This window comes from Microvirga sp. GN3 (assembly GCF_055792825.1).
On record NZ_JBVVAK010000019.1, the window covers coordinates 38,229 to 58,334 of the forward strand.

The 20,106-nt window shown below is 63.7% G+C and carries 16 protein-coding genes; 9 read left to right on the forward strand and 7 right to left on the reverse strand.

What is annotated here, in order from left to right; genetic code table 11:
* Positions 1–180: 180 nt before the first annotated feature.
* The 3 genes from ACS5Q1_RS11915 to ileS all read right to left on the reverse strand — a co-directional run bounded on the left by ACS5Q1_RS11915 (position 181) and on the right by ileS (position 4,469).
* Complete coding sequence (locus tag ACS5Q1_RS11915) at positions 181–816, reverse strand: hypothetical protein (protein WP_473098395.1); 636 nt, start codon at positions 814–816, stop codon at positions 181–183.
* Positions 817–903: 87 nt separating this feature from the next.
* Positions 904–1,371 carry a signal peptidase II gene (lspA, locus tag ACS5Q1_RS11920; protein WP_473098447.1) on the reverse strand — a complete coding sequence of 156 codons (468 nt, stop codon included), beginning with the start codon at positions 1,369–1,371 and terminating at the stop codon, positions 904–906.
* 149 nt (positions 1,372–1,520) lie between these two features.
* Positions 1,521–4,469, reverse strand: coding sequence for an isoleucine--tRNA ligase (gene ileS / locus ACS5Q1_RS11925; protein ID WP_473098397.1), 2,949 nt, complete (start codon positions 4,467–4,469; stop codon positions 1,521–1,523).
* Between the two features lie 292 nt (positions 4,470–4,761).
* On the opposite strand from ileS, the gene msrB reads away from it, so the two are divergent.
* Complete coding sequence (gene msrB / locus ACS5Q1_RS11930) at positions 4,762–5,265, forward strand: peptide-methionine (R)-S-oxide reductase MsrB (RefSeq protein WP_473098399.1); 504 nt, start codon at positions 4,762–4,764, stop codon at positions 5,263–5,265.
* An 8-nt stretch (positions 5,266–5,273) separates the two neighbouring features.
* Positions 5,274–6,443: a DUF3095 domain-containing protein gene (locus ACS5Q1_RS11935; RefSeq protein ID WP_473098400.1), complete on the forward strand. Its 1,170-nt coding sequence runs from the start codon at positions 5,274–5,276 to the stop codon at positions 6,441–6,443.
* A 265-nt stretch (positions 6,444–6,708) separates the two neighbouring features.
* On the opposite strand, the gene ACS5Q1_RS11940 is transcribed toward ACS5Q1_RS11935, so the two are convergent.
* From ACS5Q1_RS11940 to ACS5Q1_RS11950, 3 genes are all read right to left on the reverse strand, one after another.
* A complete protein-coding gene (locus tag ACS5Q1_RS11940; protein ID WP_473098402.1) occupies positions 6,709–7,677 on the reverse strand; it encodes a bifunctional riboflavin kinase/FAD synthetase in 969 nt (322 codons plus the stop codon).
* A gap of 200 nt (positions 7,678–7,877) precedes the next feature.
* Complete coding sequence (locus ACS5Q1_RS11945; protein WP_473098405.1) at positions 7,878–8,753, reverse strand: TIGR01459 family HAD-type hydrolase; 876 nt, start codon at positions 8,751–8,753, stop codon at positions 7,878–7,880.
* Positions 8,754–8,804: 51 nt separating this feature from the next.
* On the reverse strand, positions 8,805–10,073 hold the full coding sequence (locus ACS5Q1_RS11950) for an EAL domain-containing protein (protein WP_473098407.1): 1,269 nt from the start codon (positions 10,071–10,073) through the stop codon (positions 8,805–8,807).
* Positions 10,074–10,238: 165 nt separating this feature from the next.
* Between ACS5Q1_RS11950 and ACS5Q1_RS11955 the strand changes: the two genes are divergently transcribed.
* The 7 genes from ACS5Q1_RS11955 (at position 10,239) to ACS5Q1_RS11985 (ending at position 17,446) form a co-directional block, all read left to right on the forward strand.
* The gene (locus ACS5Q1_RS11955; RefSeq protein ID WP_473098408.1) at positions 10,239–10,460 is read left to right on the forward strand and encodes a heavy-metal-associated domain-containing protein; all 222 of its coding nucleotides are present in this window, start codon (positions 10,239–10,241) and stop codon (positions 10,458–10,460) included.
* A gap of 212 nt (positions 10,461–10,672) precedes the next feature.
* Positions 10,673–12,022, forward strand: coding sequence for an omega-aminotransferase AptA (aptA, locus tag ACS5Q1_RS11960; protein WP_473098448.1), 1,350 nt, complete (start codon positions 10,673–10,675; stop codon positions 12,020–12,022).
* 338 nt (positions 12,023–12,360) lie between these two features.
* The gene (gene hisS, locus ACS5Q1_RS11965; RefSeq protein ID WP_473098409.1) at positions 12,361–13,872 is read left to right on the forward strand and encodes a histidine--tRNA ligase; all 1,512 of its coding nucleotides are present in this window, start codon (positions 12,361–12,363) and stop codon (positions 13,870–13,872) included.
* Positions 13,873–13,942: 70 nt separating this feature from the next.
* Positions 13,943–14,398 (forward strand): hypothetical protein, encoded by a 456-nt coding sequence (locus ACS5Q1_RS11970; protein ID WP_473098410.1) that lies wholly within the window; start codon positions 13,943–13,945, stop codon positions 14,396–14,398.
* Between the two features lie 358 nt (positions 14,399–14,756).
* Positions 14,757–15,851, forward strand: a complete 1,095-nt coding sequence (locus ACS5Q1_RS11975; protein WP_473098411.1) for an ATP phosphoribosyltransferase regulatory subunit — start codon at positions 14,757–14,759, stop codon at positions 15,849–15,851.
* Positions 15,851–16,825: an ATP phosphoribosyltransferase gene (gene hisG / locus ACS5Q1_RS11980; protein ID WP_473098413.1), complete on the forward strand. Its 975-nt coding sequence runs from the start codon at positions 15,851–15,853 to the stop codon at positions 16,823–16,825. Before ACS5Q1_RS11975 ends, hisG begins: the two co-directional genes overlap by 1 nt.
* A 141-nt stretch (positions 16,826–16,966) precedes the next feature.
* Positions 16,967–17,446, forward strand: a complete 480-nt coding sequence (locus ACS5Q1_RS11985) for an META domain-containing protein (protein WP_203440879.1) — start codon at positions 16,967–16,969, stop codon at positions 17,444–17,446.
* Between the two features lie 322 nt (positions 17,447–17,768).
* On the opposite strand, the gene ACS5Q1_RS11990 is transcribed toward ACS5Q1_RS11985, so the two are convergent.
* Positions 17,769–19,865, reverse strand: coding sequence for an ABC transporter ATP-binding protein/permease (locus ACS5Q1_RS11990; RefSeq protein WP_473098414.1), 2,097 nt, complete (start codon positions 19,863–19,865; stop codon positions 17,769–17,771).
* Positions 19,866–20,106: the final 241 nt, after the last annotated feature.

Below are 20,106 nucleotides of genomic sequence, written 5' to 3' on the forward strand. Positions count from 1 at the left end.
AGGATGTTTCCTACGGGATAGTCAAATTAGGAGGCTATGCAAGCGAGGCCGCGGATCTTTTCTGTGCGGCGTTCCCTTGCGAAGTAGATGGAAACAGGCTTGGCATTTCGATACCCCCATAACGTTTTCAGGCGAAGCGGGGGAACCCGTTCGCCTGAAGAAAGAATGGAGAGACAAAGCTTACTGCCTGCTCTGCTGCTGGCGGAGATAGGCCGATGGGCTGTCGGGATCGCCTTGCGGGATCGGATCGGCCGAGGCCTTGAGCTTGCCGCCACCCTGGGCCTTGAGCAGATCGCCCGGAGGATCGCTGAGATAACGGCGATCGATGCCGTTACCCTGCAGTTCCGGCTTGTCGTCCTTGGCAAAGGCGCGCAGTTCGTCAGGCGTCATGCGGCTGATATCGGCCTGCCGGCCGACGGGGTAGTTCGGACCGGTTGAAGCGTTGGGATTACGTCCGGCACGCATCTCCTCGATGGAGAGGCGCTTGCCTTCCGTGTTCTTGTAATACTCGGAGCTGGTATAGGGCGTGCGAGCCTCAGCTGCATCCTTGCGGCGGGCGGCCACGTCCGGATCCTTGGGCCAGTTGCCGTTGCGCGCCTCGGCGCCGCCACCCGGAGCTGGAGCCGGCAGATCCATCTTGGGCGGAAGCACGAGCGGAGCGCGCTCGTTGTAGGTGATGGGCGCCTTTTCCTTGGGAATGATGCCGATGGCGCCGAGGATGCTCTTCACGGCCTCACCTTCTTGGGCCGAAGCTCCAGTGGCGGCGATCAGAAGCGCCAGGGCCCCCGCACGGGCTATGATCTGCAATCCCTTCATGGCAACCCACCATTGTTTCTCGTTGTGGCCGGAAGGCCTGATCGCTCATTCTGGCGAACATATGGCAGCAGGCGCCATAAAATATCGTTATTTTGCCCGCCGCCCTTCAAGGACGAAGGAGTCATAAAGCAAACCGACCACCCCCGCAACGATGGCTGCGTCCGCCACGTTGAAGACGTACCAGGACCACGACCCGAAGTGGATCTGAATGAAATCGAACACGGCCCCATAGGCCAGCCGGTCGATAACATTGCCGATTGCCCCGCCCACGATGAGGCCGAGGGAGACGGCGAGAAGCTTGGCCGTGGTGCGACGGATCCAGACGGACAGGCCGATGGCGGCCAGGATCGAGATAATGATCAGCCCCCAGCGGCCGATCTCCGAATTCTGCTGGAACAGGCCGTACGAAATGCCCCGGTTCCAGACCACGATCAGATTGACGAACGGGGCGAACTCCACAGGCTCCTTCACCGGCAGGTCGAAGACGAACAGGGTGTAGATCTTCGTGACCTGATCGAGGATCAAGGTAACCAGGGCAGTCGAGAAGCCCAGGATCGCAGCGACGGACAGGCCCTTTTGGGCCGCGCGCGCCCTGCCCGAACCTTTCGAGGCTCGCTGTCGGCTCGCTGCGCGCGGACGCGGCGAGCCGGGTTGAGACGTCAAGCCTGCATCGGCAAGCGGAGCGCCGGTATCCTCGGACTTGCTCATTCCGCCGCCGCCCTCAGCTGGTCCCATTCACGCAGGGCCGCCGCATCGCGCGGCGTCACGTCCGGATAGTCGGAATCGGTGCCAACCTCGGGCGTGACCCTCCAAGAGCGGGCGCATTTGCGGCCTTGAGCCAGAGCCGGCACGACGGCGACGCCCTTCACATCTTCGAGACGGAAGGCCTCGGCCGGGCCTTCGCCCTGCAGGACCTGGATGCCGGACGTGATGCAGATCTCGGCGAGGTCGAGACCCTGCACGGCCTTGAACAGGCTCTCATCGGCGATGTGCACCACAGGTGCTGCCTCGAGGCTGGCACCGATGCGCTTCTGCGCGCGCTCGATCTCCAGCGCGCCGGTAACGACACGGCGCACGCGGCGGATCTTCGCCCACCGTTCGGCAAGCGCATCATCGCGCCATTCAGCCGGCACCTGCGGGAAGGTTTCGAGATGCACGGACTCGGCTTCCGGATAGCGTGCGAGCCATGCCTCTTCCGCCGTGAAGGCGAGGATCGGCGCGATCCAGGTCGCCACGCAGCGGAAGGTCTCGTCGATCACGGTGAGCGCGCTCTTGCGCACCTTGCCCGAGATCGGATCGCAATAGAGCGAGTCCTTGCGGATGTCGAAATAGAAGGCCGACAGATCCGTCGTCATGAACGAGTTGAGAAGCGCGATTACCCGCTTGTAGTCGAAGGTGCTGTAGGCTTCGCGCATCTCGCCATCGAGCTCGGCGAGGCGATGGAGCACGAAGCGCTCCAGCTCCGGCATCTCGCTCACGGCGACCTTGTCGGCATCGCGGAAATGCGCCAGCGAACCCAGCATCCAGCGGATCGTGTTGCGCAGCTTGCGATAGGTTTCGACGAAGGTTTTGAGGATCTCCGGGCCAATGCGCAGATCGTCCGAGTAATCGGAGGCCGCCACCCAGAGGCGGAGGATGTCGGCGCCGGAATCCTGGATCACCTTCTGCGGCGCGACCACGTTGCCGAGCGACTTCGACATCTTCTGCCCCTTTTCGTCGAGGACGAAGCCGTGGGTCAGAACGATGTCATAAGGGGCGCGGCCGCGCGTGCCGCAGCTTTCGAGCAGCGACGAGTGAAACCAGCCGCGATGCTGGTCCGAGCCTTCGAGATACATGACCTGATCAGGCCCGCCATCCACCTTGCGCGTGACCTTCAGGTCCTCGCGCTTTTCGAGCGCGAAGGCGTGCGTGCAGCCGGAATCGAACCACACATCGAGGATATCGTTGACCTTGTCGAAATCAGCGAGGTCGTAGCCACCCGCTTTGAGGAAGCGCGATCCATCATCCGCATACCACGCATCGGCGCCCTCCTTCTCGAAGGCCTCCGCGATGGTGTCGTTGACGCGTTCGTCCTTGAGGATCTCGTTGCTGCCCTTCTTCACGAAGACGGCGATCGGCACGCCCCAGGCGCGCTGGCGCGAGACCACCCAGTCGGGCCGGTTCTCGATCATGCCGGTGATGCGGTTCTCGCCCGTCTCCGGCACCCACTCGACGGTCTTGATGCCATGAAGCGCGCGCTGACGCAGGGTGTCGCCCTTGTCATCGAGCGGCTTGTCCATCGAGATGAACCATTGCGGCGTGTTGCGGAAGATCAGCGGACCTTTCGAGCGCCAGGAATGCGGATACTGGTGCTTGAGACGCCCGCGCGCGATGAGCGCACCGACCTCGACGAGCTTCTTGATCACCGCCTCGTTGGCGCCCGCATCCTTGCCCTTGTCGTCGTAGATGCGCTCGCCCGCGAAGAACGGCACGTCCGGGAAGTAGGACGAATCCGGCGAGACCGTGTGCGGCACTTCCTTCGTGCCGCAGGCGGCGAACACATCGCGATGCTTCACATACGTGTTGTAGTCGTCCGCGCCATGGCCGGGAGCCGTGTGCACAAAGCCCGTGCCCGCATCGTCGGTCACGTAATCGGCCGGTAGCACCGGCACGCCGAAATCCCAGTATCCGTTCGCACCTTCGAGTCCGCGGAATGGATGCGCGCAGCGCTCGAGCATCACCGGCAGCACGTCCTTCACGCGCTCGTATTCGGCGACGCGCGCCGCCGCGAACACGTCGGCTGCCAGCTTGTCGGCAAGGACGAAGCGGTCGCCGACCTTGGCCCAATTGTCCTCAGCGGCTTCCGTGACCTTGTAAAGGCCATAGGCTACATGCTCGCCATAGGCGATGGCGCGGTTGGCCGGGATCGTCCAGGGAGTCGTCGTCCAGATGACCACGGACGCGCCATCGAGATCGCCGTCCAGCGTGTTGGTGATCTTGAACTTCACCCAGATCGTGGTGGAGGTCTTCTCGTGATACTCGACCTCGGCCTCGGCGAGCGCGGTCTTTTCGACGGAAGACCACATCACCGGCTTCGAGCCGCGATAGAGCTGGTCGCTCACCGCGAACTTCATGATCTCGCGGGCGATCTGCGCTTCCGCGTCGTAGGACATGGTCTGGTACGGGTTCGTCCAGTCGCCCTCGACGCCGAGGCGCTTGAACTCCTCGCGTTGCACGTCGATCCATTTCTCGGCGAAGGCGCGGCATTCGCGGCGGAACTCGACGATGTTCACATCGTCCTTGTTCTTGCCCTTGGCGCGATACTCTTCCTCGATCTTCCACTCGATCGGCAGGCCGTGGCAGTCCCAGCCCGGCACGTAGTTGGAATCGAAGCCGAGCATGCCCTGCGAGCGGACCACCATGTCCTTCAGGATCTTGTTGAGGGCGTGCCCGATATGGATGTTGCCGTTGGCGTAGGGAGGACCATCGTGCAGCACGAAGCGCGGACGGCCCTTCTGGACCTCGCGCAGGCGCTCGTAGAGCTTGTGCTCGTTCCAGCGCTGCAGGAGAAGCGGCTCCCGTTGCGGCAGGCCGGCCCGCATGGGGAACTCGGTCTGGGGCAGGAACAGGGTTTCGGAATAGTCGCGGGCGGCGCTTTCAGGCTTATCGGTCATAACGGTCAATCGGTCTTGTGTGGCCCGCGATCCAGCGGGCGCATCAGGCTGCTCTCAGGGCGAACGGCAAAGATCCCGGACCTTCGCAGATCATGCGAAAGCCGGGCCGATAATTCGCGCAGCGCCTATGCGGGCCGCCAGCAGATCCTGAGAAACCATGGGCATGGTGAGCCTTTTAGCAGCGCCGGGCCGGATAATAAAGCGTGGTGATTGCCGGGGCGGCTCCCTATTTAAGGGCAGAAAGCAGCCTTATAGTCTCCCAAGCAATGCGACGGGCAGGAAGGATTGACCCATGGCAGACTCGACCACCACAGCCGAGCGGCGCTCGAAAGCCGGTTTCGACCTCGCCCCGCCCACCTCCGAGCAATTGCACGCCCTCGTGGCCAATCTCGACGACGAGGAGCGCCGGGTTCTTCTGGAGCACGGCACGGAGCGGCCCTTCTGCGGCATCTTCAACGAAGCCAAGGAGAAGGGCACCTATTGCTGCCGCCTCTGCGGGCTGCCCCTGTTCAACGCGGGGACGAAGTTCGAATCCGGCACCGGCTGGCCGAGCTTCTTCGATCCGATCGATCGCGATCATATCGCCTTCGTGCGCGACACCAGCTACGGCATGATCCGCACCGAGATCCGCTGCGCCCGCTGCAAGGGCCATCTCGGCCATGTGTTCAACGACGGCCCACCTCCCACGGGTGAGCGGTACTGCATGAACTCCGTCTCCATGCGTTTCGTCGCCGAGGGCGATCCGCTGCCGGACGAACTGGGCCGAGGAGCACCGGAAGGCGAAGTCGCAGGCTGAGCCGGACCATGGAAGCCGGCCTACAGGGGATAAGCAACAGGGAAGGTGCGGATTTCTATGCGCGCCTGCCCGTCTTCGACCATTTCTCCCAGCTGACCGATCCCGGGCTCTACATGCCTGTTCCGGACGATTGGGTGCTGGGCCTCAGCGACATCGTGCGCTCGACCGCAGCCATCGCAGCCGGACGCTACAAGGAGGTCAACACGGCCGCCGCCTCCGTCATCGCGGCGGTCTCCAACAAGCTCGGCACGAGCGAGTTTCCCTTCGTGTTCGGTGGGGACGGGGCGAGCTTCGCCCTGCCCGCCTCGCAATCCGGTCTCGCCCAGGAGGTCCTTGCTGCTGTGGCGGCCTGGGTCAGGGATTCATTCGATTTCGAGCTGCGCATCGCCATCGTCCCGGTTTCAGAAATCCGCGCCAAGGGCCATGACGTGCGCATCGCCCGCTTCGCGGCCTCGCCGGACGTATCCTACGCCATGTTCTCCGGCGGCGGCCTTGCCTATGCCGAGAGGCGGATGAAGGAGGGAGCCTTCGCCATCCCGCCGGCCGCGCCGGGGACCCTGCCCGACCTGACAGGCCTCACCTGCCGCTTCGATGAGATCATACCGCAGCGGGGAGTCGTCCTGTCCCTGATCATCCTGCCGGATCCGAGAGCGAGCGCAGAAACTTTCAATGCCCTCGTCGGGCAGGTGCTGGACTTGGCTGAAGGTCCGGAAGCCGGGCGCCCCTTCCCTGATGACGGGCCGCCCGTACCCACACCGTTCAAGGGCTTCGCCATCGAGGCCAAAACCTACGGAAAAGACGGGCCGGGTTTCAGGAAGCTCGCGGAGATGGTGTTCATGCGTCTGGTCGCCTTCCTGATCTTCCGGTTCGGCCTGACGGTCGGCCGGTTCGATCCGGCTCGCTACCGGCACCAGCTCGTCGAGAACACGGATTTCCGCAAATTCGACGACGGCCTGCGCATGACGCTGGATTGTACGCCCACCCTCGCCGATCACCTTGAGGCGTTGCTACAGGACGCAGAGAAGAAAGGGATCGCCCGTTCCGGGCTGCACCGGCAAGACGCCGCCCTTATGACCTGCTTCGTGCCCTCTGCTACCCGACCCGACCATATCCATTTCGTCGACGGCGCCATGGGTGGCTACGCCGTGGCGGCACAGGCGCTGAAGGCGGCGGTGTGAGAAGGGTGCCATCCCGGACGAGCAAGGTGAAATCCGGGATCACTTTCAGAACAACGCACGAGAACCTCAACATTGTCATCCCCGCGGAGGCGGGGATCCATAACCGCTGACGGTGCAGAGTAGCGCGTAGCGGCGGCCGCTCTCCTTTCGCTGCAATGTCGTGGCTATGGATCCCGGGCTCCGCTACGCGGCCCCGGGATGACAGTGCAGGCTGGTTTAAGCGATCCCGGATCGGCTTCGCCGTCTGGGATGACACCACACAAGATCAATCGATCATCGAAATCGTCTTGTCCTCGGAGAGCATCCGCTTCGCCTCGACCGAGTCCCGGTCCATCTGAGCGATCAGCGCCTCGATGCCGTCGAAGCGTTCCTCGCCCCGGATCCAGCCGACGAATTCTACGTCAAGCGTCTGCCCATAAAGATCCCCGGCAAAGTCGAAAAGATGCACCTCGAGCAGCGGAGCGCCATTGTCGAAGGTCGGTCTGCGGCCGAAGCTCGCGACGCCGTCAACCGGATTGCCGGCCATCGAAGCCCTGACCGCGTAAATGCCATGCTGAAGACGGCAATCGTCCGGCAGGCGCATATTGGCTGTAGGATAGCCGAGCACCCGGCCGCGCTTGTCGCCGTGACGCACCTCCGCCTGGACGAACCAGCGATAGCCGAGGAGCCGGTTGGCCGTGGCGATATCGCCTGCCTCCAGAGCGGCGCGAATGGCGCTGGAGGAAACGGGCTCCGTTCCCTCGACGATGGCCGGTGCAATGACGCATTCGAGTCCCCTCGTCCGGCAGAGTTCCGCCATGCGCGCGGGATTACCCTCACGGGCACGGCCGAAATGGAAATCGTGACCGATCACCACGCCTGAGAGCTGCAGCTCCTGCGCCAGCAGATTGACGAAATCCGCTGCCGTCAGGGCCGCAAGACTCCCGTTGAAGCGCCGTTGGAAGACGCCATCGAGACCGAGGTGCGCGAAGATCTTGAGCTTCACGGGTTCGGGCGTCAGGCGAAACAGCGGACGATCAGGCTGGAAGAAGGTGCGCGGATGCGGCTCGAAAGTGACGACTGCTGCCGGTTTCCCGGAAGTCCGAACCATGTTCAGAAGGTGCTGGTGTCCGCGATGCACACCATCGAAATTGCCGATGGCCGCCATGGCTCCCTTGAGGCGCTTGGGCACGGGCTCGCCATCGCGGCAGATCGCGAACGTGGGGGGCGTCAGGGGAGGAATCTCGGAACTCATCTGGCAGATATCGGTGCGGGCGCGACCCTGTCGAAATCCGGCCCTTGGGTCAAGAGAGAGCGCCGGGCTACCCTTGTCATTCCCGGCCGGAAATGGCGAAGCCATCGGAGGGGAAGGGGATCCATAGCGCTGCGCCTGATCATGGATCCCCTTCCCTCACTTCGTTCGCCGGGGATGACATACCGAATCCCAGGAGGGCTTCACCAGGACAGCACTTCCGTAAAAGCGGTCGGCTGCGCCGGCTGCCGGTCCACCCAATCCTGAACGTGGTCCGACACCAAGTCCCCTTCGTGAAGACCCAGCTCCTCCGCATGGATGCCGCGCGCGATCATCAAGGAGTCGATGCCGAAGCCCACAGCGCCGGCGATATCGGTGCGGATCGCATCGCCGATTGCGAGCACGCGCTCCTTCGCGATGGTCCTGCCGCCCAACCCGGCTGCGACCGCGAGAGCCCGATCATAGACGGGACCATGGGGCTTTCCGGCGTAAAAGACCTTGCCGCCCATCTCCTCGTAGGCGAGCGCAATCGTTCCCGCGCAGGGGAGGATCATGTGGCCACGCTCGACGATGAGATCGGGATTGGCACAGACCATCAGCAGATCGCGTCGGCGCATGGCTTCGAGCCGAGCCCGGTAATCCTCGACCGTCTCCTCTTCATCGTTGTCGAAACCGGAGCAGACCACGTAGTCGGCCTCGTCGATGGAGCCGAAACGGACATCGAGATCGTTATAGATCGGCATGTCGCGAGGCGGTCCGATATGGTGGACGATCCTGTCGATCCGTTCCTCGATAGCGAGTCGCGTCAGATCGCCGGATGTGACGATGGCATCATAGGCGGTGCGAGGCACGCCGAAGCCGTCGAGCTGCGTTCCCACGGAAGCGCCGGGGCGCGGCGCGTTGGAGACAAGGACCACCCGCCCGCCTTTCGCGCGGAAGCGCGTGAGCGCGTCGCTTGCCGCCTCGTAGGCCTTGACACCGTTGTGCAGCACGCCCCAGACGTCGCAGAGGACGAGATCGTAGCGTTCGGCGAGAGATTGCAAGCCCTCGACGTGAGCAGGGCGGGACAAAACAGTCATGGGTTCTCACTTGTAATGAACCCGGGCGGGTAGGCCCTTGCGCCGCTCAAGTCAACCGGCGCGCCGCAGAAGGGTCGGAGCATCCTCCAGGCCGAAAGGCCGCGAAGCCGTCTGTTCACCGGCAATCTCCGGCTTGACCGGGCGTGCGGCCGCGAAGACGAAGCCTTGCGCCAGCGGCACGCCGAGATCGCAGAGCTTGGGCACCATTTCATCTTCCTCCACCCGCTCGGCAATGAGCCGGATGCCCTTGCGGCGCAGGGCCGAGGCGAAATCGCGCACGTCGAGTTCCGGCCCGGCATAGCGACCGTCCGACTGCTCGGCCACCGAGATCAAGAGATCGGCCGGTAACTTCATGAACCGGACGCCGAGATCGGCCAACGCCTCGGGATCGAACCGAAGATCCGCGGCGCGGTCGAGGGAGAACGGCACGCCCCGCTCACGCAATGTTGCGAGCGCCGCCCTGTGATCCGCATCGAGGTGGCGCCAGCTGTGCTGGGTCATTTCCAGGACGATCTTGCCGAGAAGATCGGGGCTGGTGTCGAACAGGCCGGCCAGCGACCATAGGAAGCCGGGCTCGGCGATGGAATGGGCCGTGAGATTCACGCTCACGATGGCCTCGCTGCCGCGGGCGACGAGATGGCGGGCGATAGCCATGGAGCGGATCAGCACCCGGCGATCGAAATCCGACGCGCGGCCCGAACATTCGAGGATGGGCAGGAATTCGGACGGGCTGAGCAGCGTTTCGTCCGTCAGGCGCAACCGGGCCAGTGCCTCGTAGAAGCGAATCTTGCCTTGCGGCAGCGAAACCACAGGCTGCAGGTGCAACTCGATCCGATCAGCCTCAAAGGCCTGGGTGACCAGCCTCATGCGGCTGACCTCTTCGGCCGACGACCGGCGCATGGAGGGCAACAGCGAAGGTTCGGGAAAGCGAGCCGGCTGGACCCGCTCGGTCGGGGCCAGGACCATCTCCGCGCCAACCTCTTGCGCACTGGCGGAAACTGCCAGCTCGCGCAGAACAGTCATGGGACTGCCAACAATGACGGGCGGCCGGAGAACTAGCGGAGCCGTCGGAACCCGCTCTTCCTGCTCAAGACCCGCAAGCTGCATGGCCAGCGTCTGCCGCTCCGTCTCGGTCTGCCACCACAGGACGACGAGACCGAAGAAGACAGCCATGATCGTGAAGCCGAGAACCGGCAGGACGAGACCCGCCTCCATCGGCACATAGGCCGAAGCGGCGGCCATGAGAAAGGCCGGCATGAAGGCGAGCAAAGCCGCCTTCCGGTCCCGCAGGGCCGGAATTTTGTTCTTGTTGGTGACCATGGGTGCCCCCGCTCCCCTGGCTCGGCGCATCTGCGCGAATCAGTGTGTTAACAGACAATGAATCAGGGCGATTCGCCGGGCAAGTTTCGCATTCCCGTAATGGACATTTTTTCGCAGTTCTGCGTTGCCTGCGCAGAATAAAGCAAGATTTCAAAGAGGTTATTGATGGAAGAGACCCGCAAGGATCTGCTGATGCAGGTCGATGGCATGACCTGCCAGGGTTGTGTCACTTCGGTCACCAAGGCCATTCAGCGCCTCGACCCTGGCGCCAGGGTCGAGGTGGATCTGGAGCATGGTCGCGTTCACGTCACGACATGCGCCCAGAGCGTCGAAGTGGCGCGTGCTCTCGATGCGGCCGGCTATGAGGCCCGCGCTATGACCGGCTAAGGGCGTGGGTTGCGCCCGGCTCATGGCTTTCCCCAAAGTTCCTTTTGCGACACCGGAAAACGGGGCGCATCGTGCGGAAAAGTGGTCCCGGTTTTCCACCTCCAACGATGCGCTACTTAAGCGACTACGCATCGGATTGATCCCAAAAGTGGTTTCCACTTTTGGGTCCGATGCTTTAGGTTCCCTACCGCCAGCCACTTTCGGGGAACATGATGACTGCCCAGACATCCAGAGCCGCCAACGACCTCATTGCGCCCAACGACCTGGAGGCCTGGTGGCTTCCGTTCACGGCCAACCGTTCCTTCAAACAGCGCCCCCGAATGATCGCCCGCGCTAAGGGCATGTACTACTACACTCCGGATGGTCGCGAGGTGATCGACGGTGCCGCCGGCCTCTGGTGCTGCAATGCCGGCCATAACCGCGACGAGATCACCGCCGCCATCCAGGCCCAGGCGCAGGAACTCGACTACTCGCCGGCCTTCCAGTACGGCCATGCGGGCGGCTTCGCCCTCGCCTCGCGTCTCGCTCAACTCGCGCCGGGCGACCTCAACCACGTCTTCTTCTGCAACTCGGGCTCCGAGGCGGTGGATACGGCGCTCAAGATCGCCCTCGCCTATTGGAACGCGAAGGGCCAGGGCAGCAAGACGCGCCTCATCGGCCGCGAGCGCGGCTATCACGGCGTCGGCTTCGGCGGCATCTCGGTCGGCGGCATCGTCAAGAATCGCCAGTTCTTCGGCACGCTGCTGGCGGGCGTCGACCACCTGCCCCACACCTATAACCGCGACGAACAGGCCTTCTCCCGCGGCGAACCAGAATGGGGCGCTCATCTCGCCGACGATCTGGAGCGTATCGTGGCACTCCATGACGCCTCGACCATCGCGGCCGTGATCGTCGAGCCGATGGCGGGCTCGACCGGAGTGCTGCCGCCGCCGAAGGGTTATCTCAAGCGCCTGCGCGAGATCTGCGACAAGCATGGCATCCTGCTCATCTTCGACGAGGTCATCACGGGCTTCGGCCGTCTCGGCACGGCCTTCGCCGCCGAGCGCTATGGCGTCGTTCCGGACATGATCACCTTCGCCAAGGGCGTGAATTCCGGCACCGTGCCGATGGGCGGCGTGATGGTGCGTCAGGGGATCTACGATGCCTTCATGAAGGGTCCGGAGCACGTGATTGAGCTGTTCCACGGCTACACCTATTCCGCCCATCCGCTCGCCTGCGCGGCAGCGCTCGCGACCCAGGACATCTACCGGGACGAAAAGCTGTTCGAGCGGGCCAAGACCCTGGAGCCGATCTGGGCCGATGCGATCCATTCGCTGAAGGGCCTGCCGAACGTGCTCGACATCCGTACCATCGGCCTTGTCGGCGCCATCGACCTCGCCTCGCGCCCCGACGCCGTCGGCAAGCGCGCCTTCGAGGCCATGGACCGCGGCTTCCAGGAATTCGGCCTGATGATGCGCATCACCGGCGACACCATCGCCCTCTCCCCGCCGCTGATTGTCACCGAAGAGCAGATCGGCGAAATCGTCGACAAGCTGACCAAGGTGATCAAGGCGGTCGCCTAAGGCTCATTTCCAGCACTGTCATCCCGGACGGCGCAAGCCGATCCGGGATCGTGCGTAGAATGAAACTCATGTTTCCTCCCCCTTATGGGGAGGGCCAGGGTGGGGGCGTAGGCGCCTTACCTTCATAGGCTATCGCTCACACCCTCACCTCCAACTCCTCCCCACAAGGGGGAGTAGGGCTCCCTGCCGCCACACGCGTCACGCGATCCCGGATCTCCGCTACGCTTCGTCCGGGATGACGGTTGATGTTGCGGAAATCGCTACACCACCTTGCCCCTCCCGGCCGCAGGGAGTAGGACCGCAGCACGTTTTCCAATCCAACGGCTGCAGTAAAAACCATGTCCAAGGCCGACAAGATCAAGGCCCGCGCACCGCGCGGCTTTGCCGACCGCACCCCTGCCGATCTTTCCGCCACCGAGCGCATGATCGCGGCGATCCGTGACTCTTATGAGCTCTACGGCTTCGAGGGCGTCGAAACGCCCTTCGTCGAGTACACCGACTCCCTCGGCAAGTTCCTGCCCGATCAGGACCGCCCCAACGAGGGTGTGTTCTCGTTCCAGGACGACGACGAGCAATGGCTGTCGCTCCGCTACGACCTGACCGCGCCCCTCGCCCGCTACGTGGCCGAGAACTTCGATGCCCTGCCCAAGCCCTATCGCAGTTACCGGGTCGGCTGGGTGTTCCGCAACGAGAAGCCGGGCCCAGGTCGCTTCCGCCAGTTCATGCAGTTCGACGCCGACACGGTGGGCGCGGCCTCCGTCGCGGCGGATGCGGAAATCTGCATGATGGCCGCCGATACGATGGAGAGGCTCGGCCTCAAGCGCGGCGACTTCATCATCAAGATCAACAACCGCAAGGTTCTCGACGGACTAATGGAGGCCATCGGCCTCGGCGGCGAGGACAAGGCTGGACAGCGACTCTCGGTACTACGCGCCATTGACAAGCTCGATCGCCTCGGGGCTGATGCCGTGATGCAGCTCTTAGGAGAAGGTCGCAGGGATGAGAGTGGTGACTTCACAAAGGGGGCAGGCCTACCTCCAGATGCCATCAACAGAGTGATCAATTTTACGGGCTGGGGTGAACAGGGTTCAGGCTCTAAGAGCACCCAAAATGCTAATACCGTGACGCTCGCGAATTTCGAGGACGCAGTTTCATCATCCCAGATTGGCTTGGAAGGGGTGCAAGAGCTTAGGACAATTGCTGAATTAGTTGAGGCTGCAGGCTACAGCGACCGTGTGATCATCGACCCCTCCGTGGTGCGGGGCCTCGAATACTACACCGGTCCCGTCTACGAGGCCGAGCTGACCTTCCAGGTGCAGGACGAGGACGGGCGCCCCGTCCGCTTCGGCTCGGTCGGCGGCGGCGGGCGGTATGACGGCCTCGTGGGCCGTTTCCGCTCCGAGCCCGTTCCGGCGACCGGCTTCTCCATCGGCGTGTCGCGCCTTCTCTCGGCCCTGCAGATGGTCAAGAGTCCCATCGTGTCCGGTGCCGAAAAGCCCGGACCGGTGGTCGTTCTGGTGATGGACAAGGACCAGATCGCCGCCTACCAGCGCATGGTCTCGACCCTGCGCCAGGCCGGGATCCGCGCCGAGCTCTATCTCGGCTCCTCTGGCATGAAGGCGCAGATGAAATATGCCGACCGGCGGCAGAGCCCCTGCGTCGTGATCCAGGGCTCGAACGAGCGCGAGCGCGGCGAGGTCGAGATCAAGGACCTGATCGAAGGCGCCAAGGCCGCCCAGGCTATCGCCTCGAACGAGGAATGGAAGGCCGCCCGCCCGGCACAGTTCTCCGTGCCGGAGAGCGATCTCGTCAAGGCCGTCCGCGAGGTTCTGGCCCGCCATTTCGGATAACCTTGGCCTTTTGGGAACCCCTACGGTTTCATAGGGGTTGTCCCTCAAGCTTGACCATCAGGAGATGAATATGGCGAAGGACAAGGACAAGAAGAGTACGGCGAAATCGAAGAAGAGCTCCGGGAAGGGCTCTGGCGCGAAGCTGGCGAAGTCCGTGAAGAAATCCGGCTTGATGGATCTGATCAATTCCGATCTCGGCCGCGAGATTCTCGCAGACGCCCTGATCGCCGCTGCAGCCGCCCTCACCAAGACCCGCACAGCGAAGAAGGCCGGCTCTGCGGCAGCCAATGCAGGCGCGCAGAGCGTTGAACTGACCCAGACCGCCGCTGGCGCCGTCGCCAATGTCGTGACCGAAGCTGCCCGCCACTTCCTGCCCGCCAGCCTCGTGGGCGAGGATAGCGGAACCGAGAAGAGCGCCAAGTCGGAGCCCAAGAAGGTCAAATACGTCAACCGTTCAAGCGATCACAGCAAGCGCAAGACGACCAAGGCCAAGAGCGCGAAGAGCGACACCGCCGAGAAGGCCTGAGGTTTTCGTTCTCTCGCCCGTCATCCTGGACGAAGCGCAGCGGAGATCCGGGATCGTTTGATGAGGATAGCCCGGGTGTTTCCCTCCCCCTTGCGGGGAGGGATGAAGGGTGGGGGTCGAAAAGTCGGAACGCGGCGCTTCATCCTTTGAACGCTCACCCAGTCAGACCACCCCCACCCCTGCCCTTCCCCGCAAGGGAGAGGGAAAATTGCACCATACCGTCTCGCGATCCCGGATCGGCTTCGCCGTCCGGGATGACCACCCTGCGCAACCCCATTCACCCTTCCCGTCAAAAACAATCGCCATCTTGGCCCGGCATTGCTAGAGAGCATGCCGATACAAGGATTGGGCAAGGCCAGTGACGGAGACGGATGCCATTGTTGCGCTGATCGCGCTGTTCGAGCGAGAGGGTTATGCGCGGATCGAGCCGCCGGTGCTGCAGCCGGCGGACGTGTTCATCGACCTCTCGGGCGAGGATATCCGGCGGCGCATGTTCGTGACGCAGGATGCCGCGGGCAACGAGCTGTGCCTGAGGCCCGAATACACGATCCCCGTCTGCCTCCAGCACCTCGCCCGCCATGGCGCGCAGCCCTCCGGCTATTCCTATGGCGGGCCGGTCTTCCGCATGCGGGCCGGCGAAAGCGGCGAGTTTCTCCAGGCCGGCCTGGAATCCATCGGGCGCCTCGATGTCTCGGCGGTGGACGCCGAGATTCTCGCCCTCGCCCTGGACGGCTTGAAGCAGTTCGGTGGCCCAGCCCCCATCGTGCGGCTCGGCGACATGGGGCTTCTCCATGCCCTGATCGACGCCCTCGGGATCGCGCCCGCGGCCAAACGGCGCGTGATCCGCGCCATCGTCTCGGGACAGGGGCTAGCAAGCCTCGCCGAGCCTGATGGGCTGGGCGCCCAGGAGCATGCCGGCCTGCTCGGCGCCATCGAAGGCCAAGCGCCTCAGGCGGCCAAGGCTTTCGTTGAAGACATCCTCTCGATCGCGGGCATCGCCCGCGTCGGCGGACGCAGCGCCGGCGAGATCGCCGAACGTTTCCTGGCCCGCGCCGCAAACCGCACCGGCCTGCCCGACGAGGCGCGGCAGGTGCTGGAGCGCTATCTCACCATCGCCGGCGACCCTGACCAGGCAGGCCATGCGATCCGGACCCTGGCCAAGGATGCAGGGCTCGATCTCAATGGGGCGCTGGCCGCCTTCGAGGAGCGCACGGGCTTCATGGCCGCGCGCGGGCTCGACGTGGGCAGCTTCTCCTTCTCCGCCACCTTCGCCCGCAATCTCGACTACTACACGGGTTTCATCTTCGAGGTGCAGGACCCGCGCCGGGGCGACGGCAAGCCGGTCGTGGGTGGCGGCCGCTATGACCGCCTCCTCGAACATCTTGGCGCAGAGACTCCGATCCCGGCAGTCGGCTGCTCCTTCTGGCTCGACCGCATCGTGGGGAGGCTCTGATGACCGATTCCCCTCTCATCCTGGCCGTTCCCTCCAAGGGGCGCCTGCAGGAGAACGCGGCCGCGTTCTTCGCCCGCGCCGGCCTCATCTTCACCCAGTCCCGCGGCGCGCGCGACTATCGCGGCACGCTCGCCGGCGTTCCCGACGTGGAGGTTGCGTTCCTCTCGGCCTCCGAGATCGTAAGCCAGCTCGCCAGCGGCACGGCTCATCTCGGCATCACCGGCGAGGACCTGATCCGCGAGCAGATCGCCGATGCCGACGAGGCGGTGGAAATGCTCACCCCGCTCGGCTTCGGCCATGCCAATGTGGTTGTCGCCGTGCCGCAGGCCTGGATCGACGTGCGCAACATGGCCGATCTCGATGAGGTCGCGGCCGATCTTCGCGCGCGCCACGGCACTAAGATGCGGGTCGCGACCAAGTACGTGAACCTCACCCGCCGCTTCTTCGCCGATCATGGCATTGCGGATTACCGGATCGTCGAGAGCCTGGGCGCCACCGAGGGTGCGCCGGGTGCGGGCTCGGCCGAGCTGATCGTTGATATCACCACAACCGGCGCGACGCTGGCTGCGAATGCCTTAAAAATCCTCGATGACGGCGTGATGCTACGCTCCGAAGCCAATCTTGTGGCCTCCACCCGCGCTCCCTGGCCGGACCGGGCACGGGCCGCCGCGATGGCCGTGCTCACCCGCATCGCCGCCGAGGAAGAGGCGCGCACGAGCCGCGAGGTGCGGGCGGCGCTCGATCCGGCTCGAGCCTCAGCGCTCGTGTCCCTGGCGAAGGACCACGGGGCCGCTCTCCCCTACGGCAATGCGCTCGGCCGTGAGATCGTGCTGCATTGTCGCGCGACGAAGGTGTTCGAGATCGTGGCGGCCCTGCAGGACATCGGCGCGCAGGACATTTCGGTCCGGGCTTTCGACTACCTGTTCCGACCCACCAACGCGCTCACAGAGCGGCTCCTGCGGCGGATCGGCTAGCTAGATCCTTACGCCTCTTTCACCGAGGCTTCAGGTTTTGTGTGATCTGTTATCTGAGACATAAGACAACATCACCTTGGGCGTTGCCTGAATGCTCAAGGCCCCTTATGGTCCCTGCGTTTTTTCGATGAAGAGGTTCCGATGAACGCCCTTCGACTTGCGACACTCCTGGCGGCTCTTGCCACCGTCTCCGTGGCTCATGCCCAGACGGCCGCGACGCTCGGCCGGCCCGCCGGCCCGACCCGCCAGGCGGATACCAAGGTCCCGCAGCCGGGCGAGGGAGGCAAGATCTTCCCGCTGAACTCCTCCTGGGTGGCTGTCAGCCTGAACGGCAAGCCTTTCACCGGCGAGCGTCCAAGCTTCAAGCTCAACGACCAGCTCCGGGCCACGGGTTTCAGCGGCTGCAACACCTATGCCACCGCAGCCTATCCCCTGCGCGAGCAAGGCCTGGCCGTTGGCCCCTTCGCCTTGACGAAGAAGAGCTGCGACAAGAACACCATGGCCCTCGAGCAGGCCTTCCTCGTAGCGCTCCGCTCCTCGGGCAAGTGGGACATCCAGGGCCGCAACCTGATCATCCAGACCCAGAACGGCGGCCAGCTGATCCTGGAGCGCTCGCTTTAAGTTTTCTCTGAGATCGAATGAAAAGGCCGGCGAAAGCCGGCCTTTTTCGTTATGCATGAAGGGAAAGCGTCATCCCGGACGACGCGGAGCGGAGATCCGGGATCGTTCGACGAGTAAAGCACTGTCATCCCGGGGCCGCGCAGCGGAGCCCGGGATCCATAACCGCTGACAATTCAGATTGAGGTAAGACGCTTGTTCGCCCTCTCCTGAGACGTCGTGTTTATGGATTCCCGCCTTCGCGGGAATGACAATGTCGAGGTTTGGATGCCTCATTCTGCATGCGATCCCGGATCGGCTTTGCCGTCCGGGATGACGCGTTGGATTATTCCGCCGGCTCGGCCTCACGCATGTCGACGGGCGTCGACAGGCCGCCTTCGATCTTCTTCATGTCGATGCGCCGGTCGTGATAGGCGGCGAGCGTCGAGCGGTGACCGATGGAGACGACCGTCGTGTTCGGCAGCTTCTCCTTGATGATGCGGTAGATCTCCTCTTCCGTCGGCTCATCGAGCGCGGCCGTCGCCTCGTCCAGGAACAGCCAGTCGGGCTTGGCGAGGAGCGCGCGGGCAACCGCGAGGCGCTGCTGCTCGCCGAGTGACAGGGTCTGCCCCCAGGCCCGCTCCTCGTCGAGCCGATCCGCAATCTGCGGGAGCTTGGCGATGCGAAGCGCCTCCGCCATCTCGGCATCCGTGTAGGCATCGACCTTGCCTGGATAGGTCACGGCATCGCGCAAGGTTCCGATGGGGATGTAGGGACGCTGCGGCAGGAGCATCATGCTCTGCCCCTCCGGCACGAAGATCTGTCCCTCGCCGAAAGGCCAGATGCCCGCGATGGCACGGAAGAGGGTCGATTTGCCCGAGCCCGACGGCCCGGTCATCAGGGTGCGTTCGCCCGGACGAAAGGCAAGCTCGTCCGTGTGCAAGAGAGCGCTGCCGTCAGGCAGGCGCACGTCCAAATCCTCCAGACGCAGCTCTTGGCTCGCCTTCGGGGCGATCGCCAACTTGCTCTCGCCGCCGACGCGCTGAGCGGAGGCAATCGCACCCTCGAACGTGGTGAGACGGTCGAGCACTGCCTTGTAGTCGGCAAGCGTCGTATAGATCGTGATGAAATAGGTGAGCGCCGACTCCACCCGGGAAAACGCACCGACCACCTGCTGCATCTGTCCAAGGGTGATCTTGCCGATGAAGTAGTAAGGCGCGGTCAGGATATAGGGCACCACCACGTTGGCCTGGAAATAGGCCGAGGTGAAGGTGTTGAGCTTGATGAGGCGGAAGACGATCCGCATGTAGTTGTCGACGACCTGTCCGAACCGCCGTCCGAGGCTCTCCCGCTCGGCCCTCTCGCCGCCGAGAAGCGCCACCTGCTCCGTGTATTCACGCAGGCGCGCCAGCGAGAAGCGGTAGTTCGCCTCCACGCGCTCCTGCTCGAAGTTCAGAGCGATCAGCGGCCGGCCGATGAGGTGCGTCACCCATGTGCCGAGAATGGCGTAACCCGCGCAGACCCAGACCAACAGGCCAGGCACCTCCCAGCTCGTCCCCGGAAAAGTGAAGCCGGCCGAAATGGTCCAGAGGATGGCCACGAAGGAGACCAGGGTTGCGGCTTGGTTCATCAGGCCGACGGACAGGGAATAGGTGCTCTCGACGAATTTGCGCAGGTCTTCCGAAATACGCTGGTCCGGGTTGTCCGCGCCCCGGCCCATGATCTGCATCCGGTAATGCGTCCCGTCGCCGAGCCACTCGCGCACATAATAGGTGTTGAGAAAGGCGCGCCAGCGGATGGTAAGCACGTTCTGCAGCAGCACCTCGGTCAGGGCGATGGACACGAACACGGCGGCCAGAGGCGTGAAGATGACGAAGAACTGATACCAGAAGGCCGCGGCATCCTTGGCTTCGAGCGCATTGAACATGTCGCGGGACCAGAAACTGAGGCGCACGTTGAGGGCGACCTGGGCTAGGTTGATCGCGATGAGGATGCCGATCATCCAGGTGCCAATGACACCTTCACGCGCCCGCACGAGGCCGATGAAGGGGACGCGGATGACGCTGTCGGCCTGGGAATCGAGATAGCGGTCCGTGATCCGGCAGATGGTGCGGACGACGGGGACATAGGACAGGCCGTAGATGATCGCCCCGAAGGCCGTGGCACCGAGCGCGGCGGAGGGCGGCGGGACGTATCCCGTGTAATCGCCCGTGATTGCGCCCGCGACAGCGCCGAGGATCAGAGCCACAAGCACGAGGTGCGTCGCCGACAGCATCACGACGAAGATGCGCAGGAACTTGGGGATGTCCCTTCCGACGAACACGATCCCGGCCAGGGCCAGGGTTGAAAGAGGCAGGTAGAAGGGAACCGCAACCGCTCCCCCCAAGGAGGCTGCCAGAACGCCCAGACCTACGAGTGCCAGCGCGATGCTCGCCTTGATCATACACATCTCCTGCCGAGATCCCGGCCCGGCTCTTTGAAACTCGAAGCAGCCGGATCAATGGCGCTTGTGGCGAAAGAAAGGAGGAACTTCCTCCAGTTAGAAGCGATAGCAGTCTTGTGAGAATAGCGACAGCTCGCTAGAAGCCTCGGAACGTTCGTCAAAACAGATTGTTTTGTTTAACGAACGAAAAGGTTGACTTAGAGAACGGGATGTTTCATGTGTCATATCGACATCCCCGACG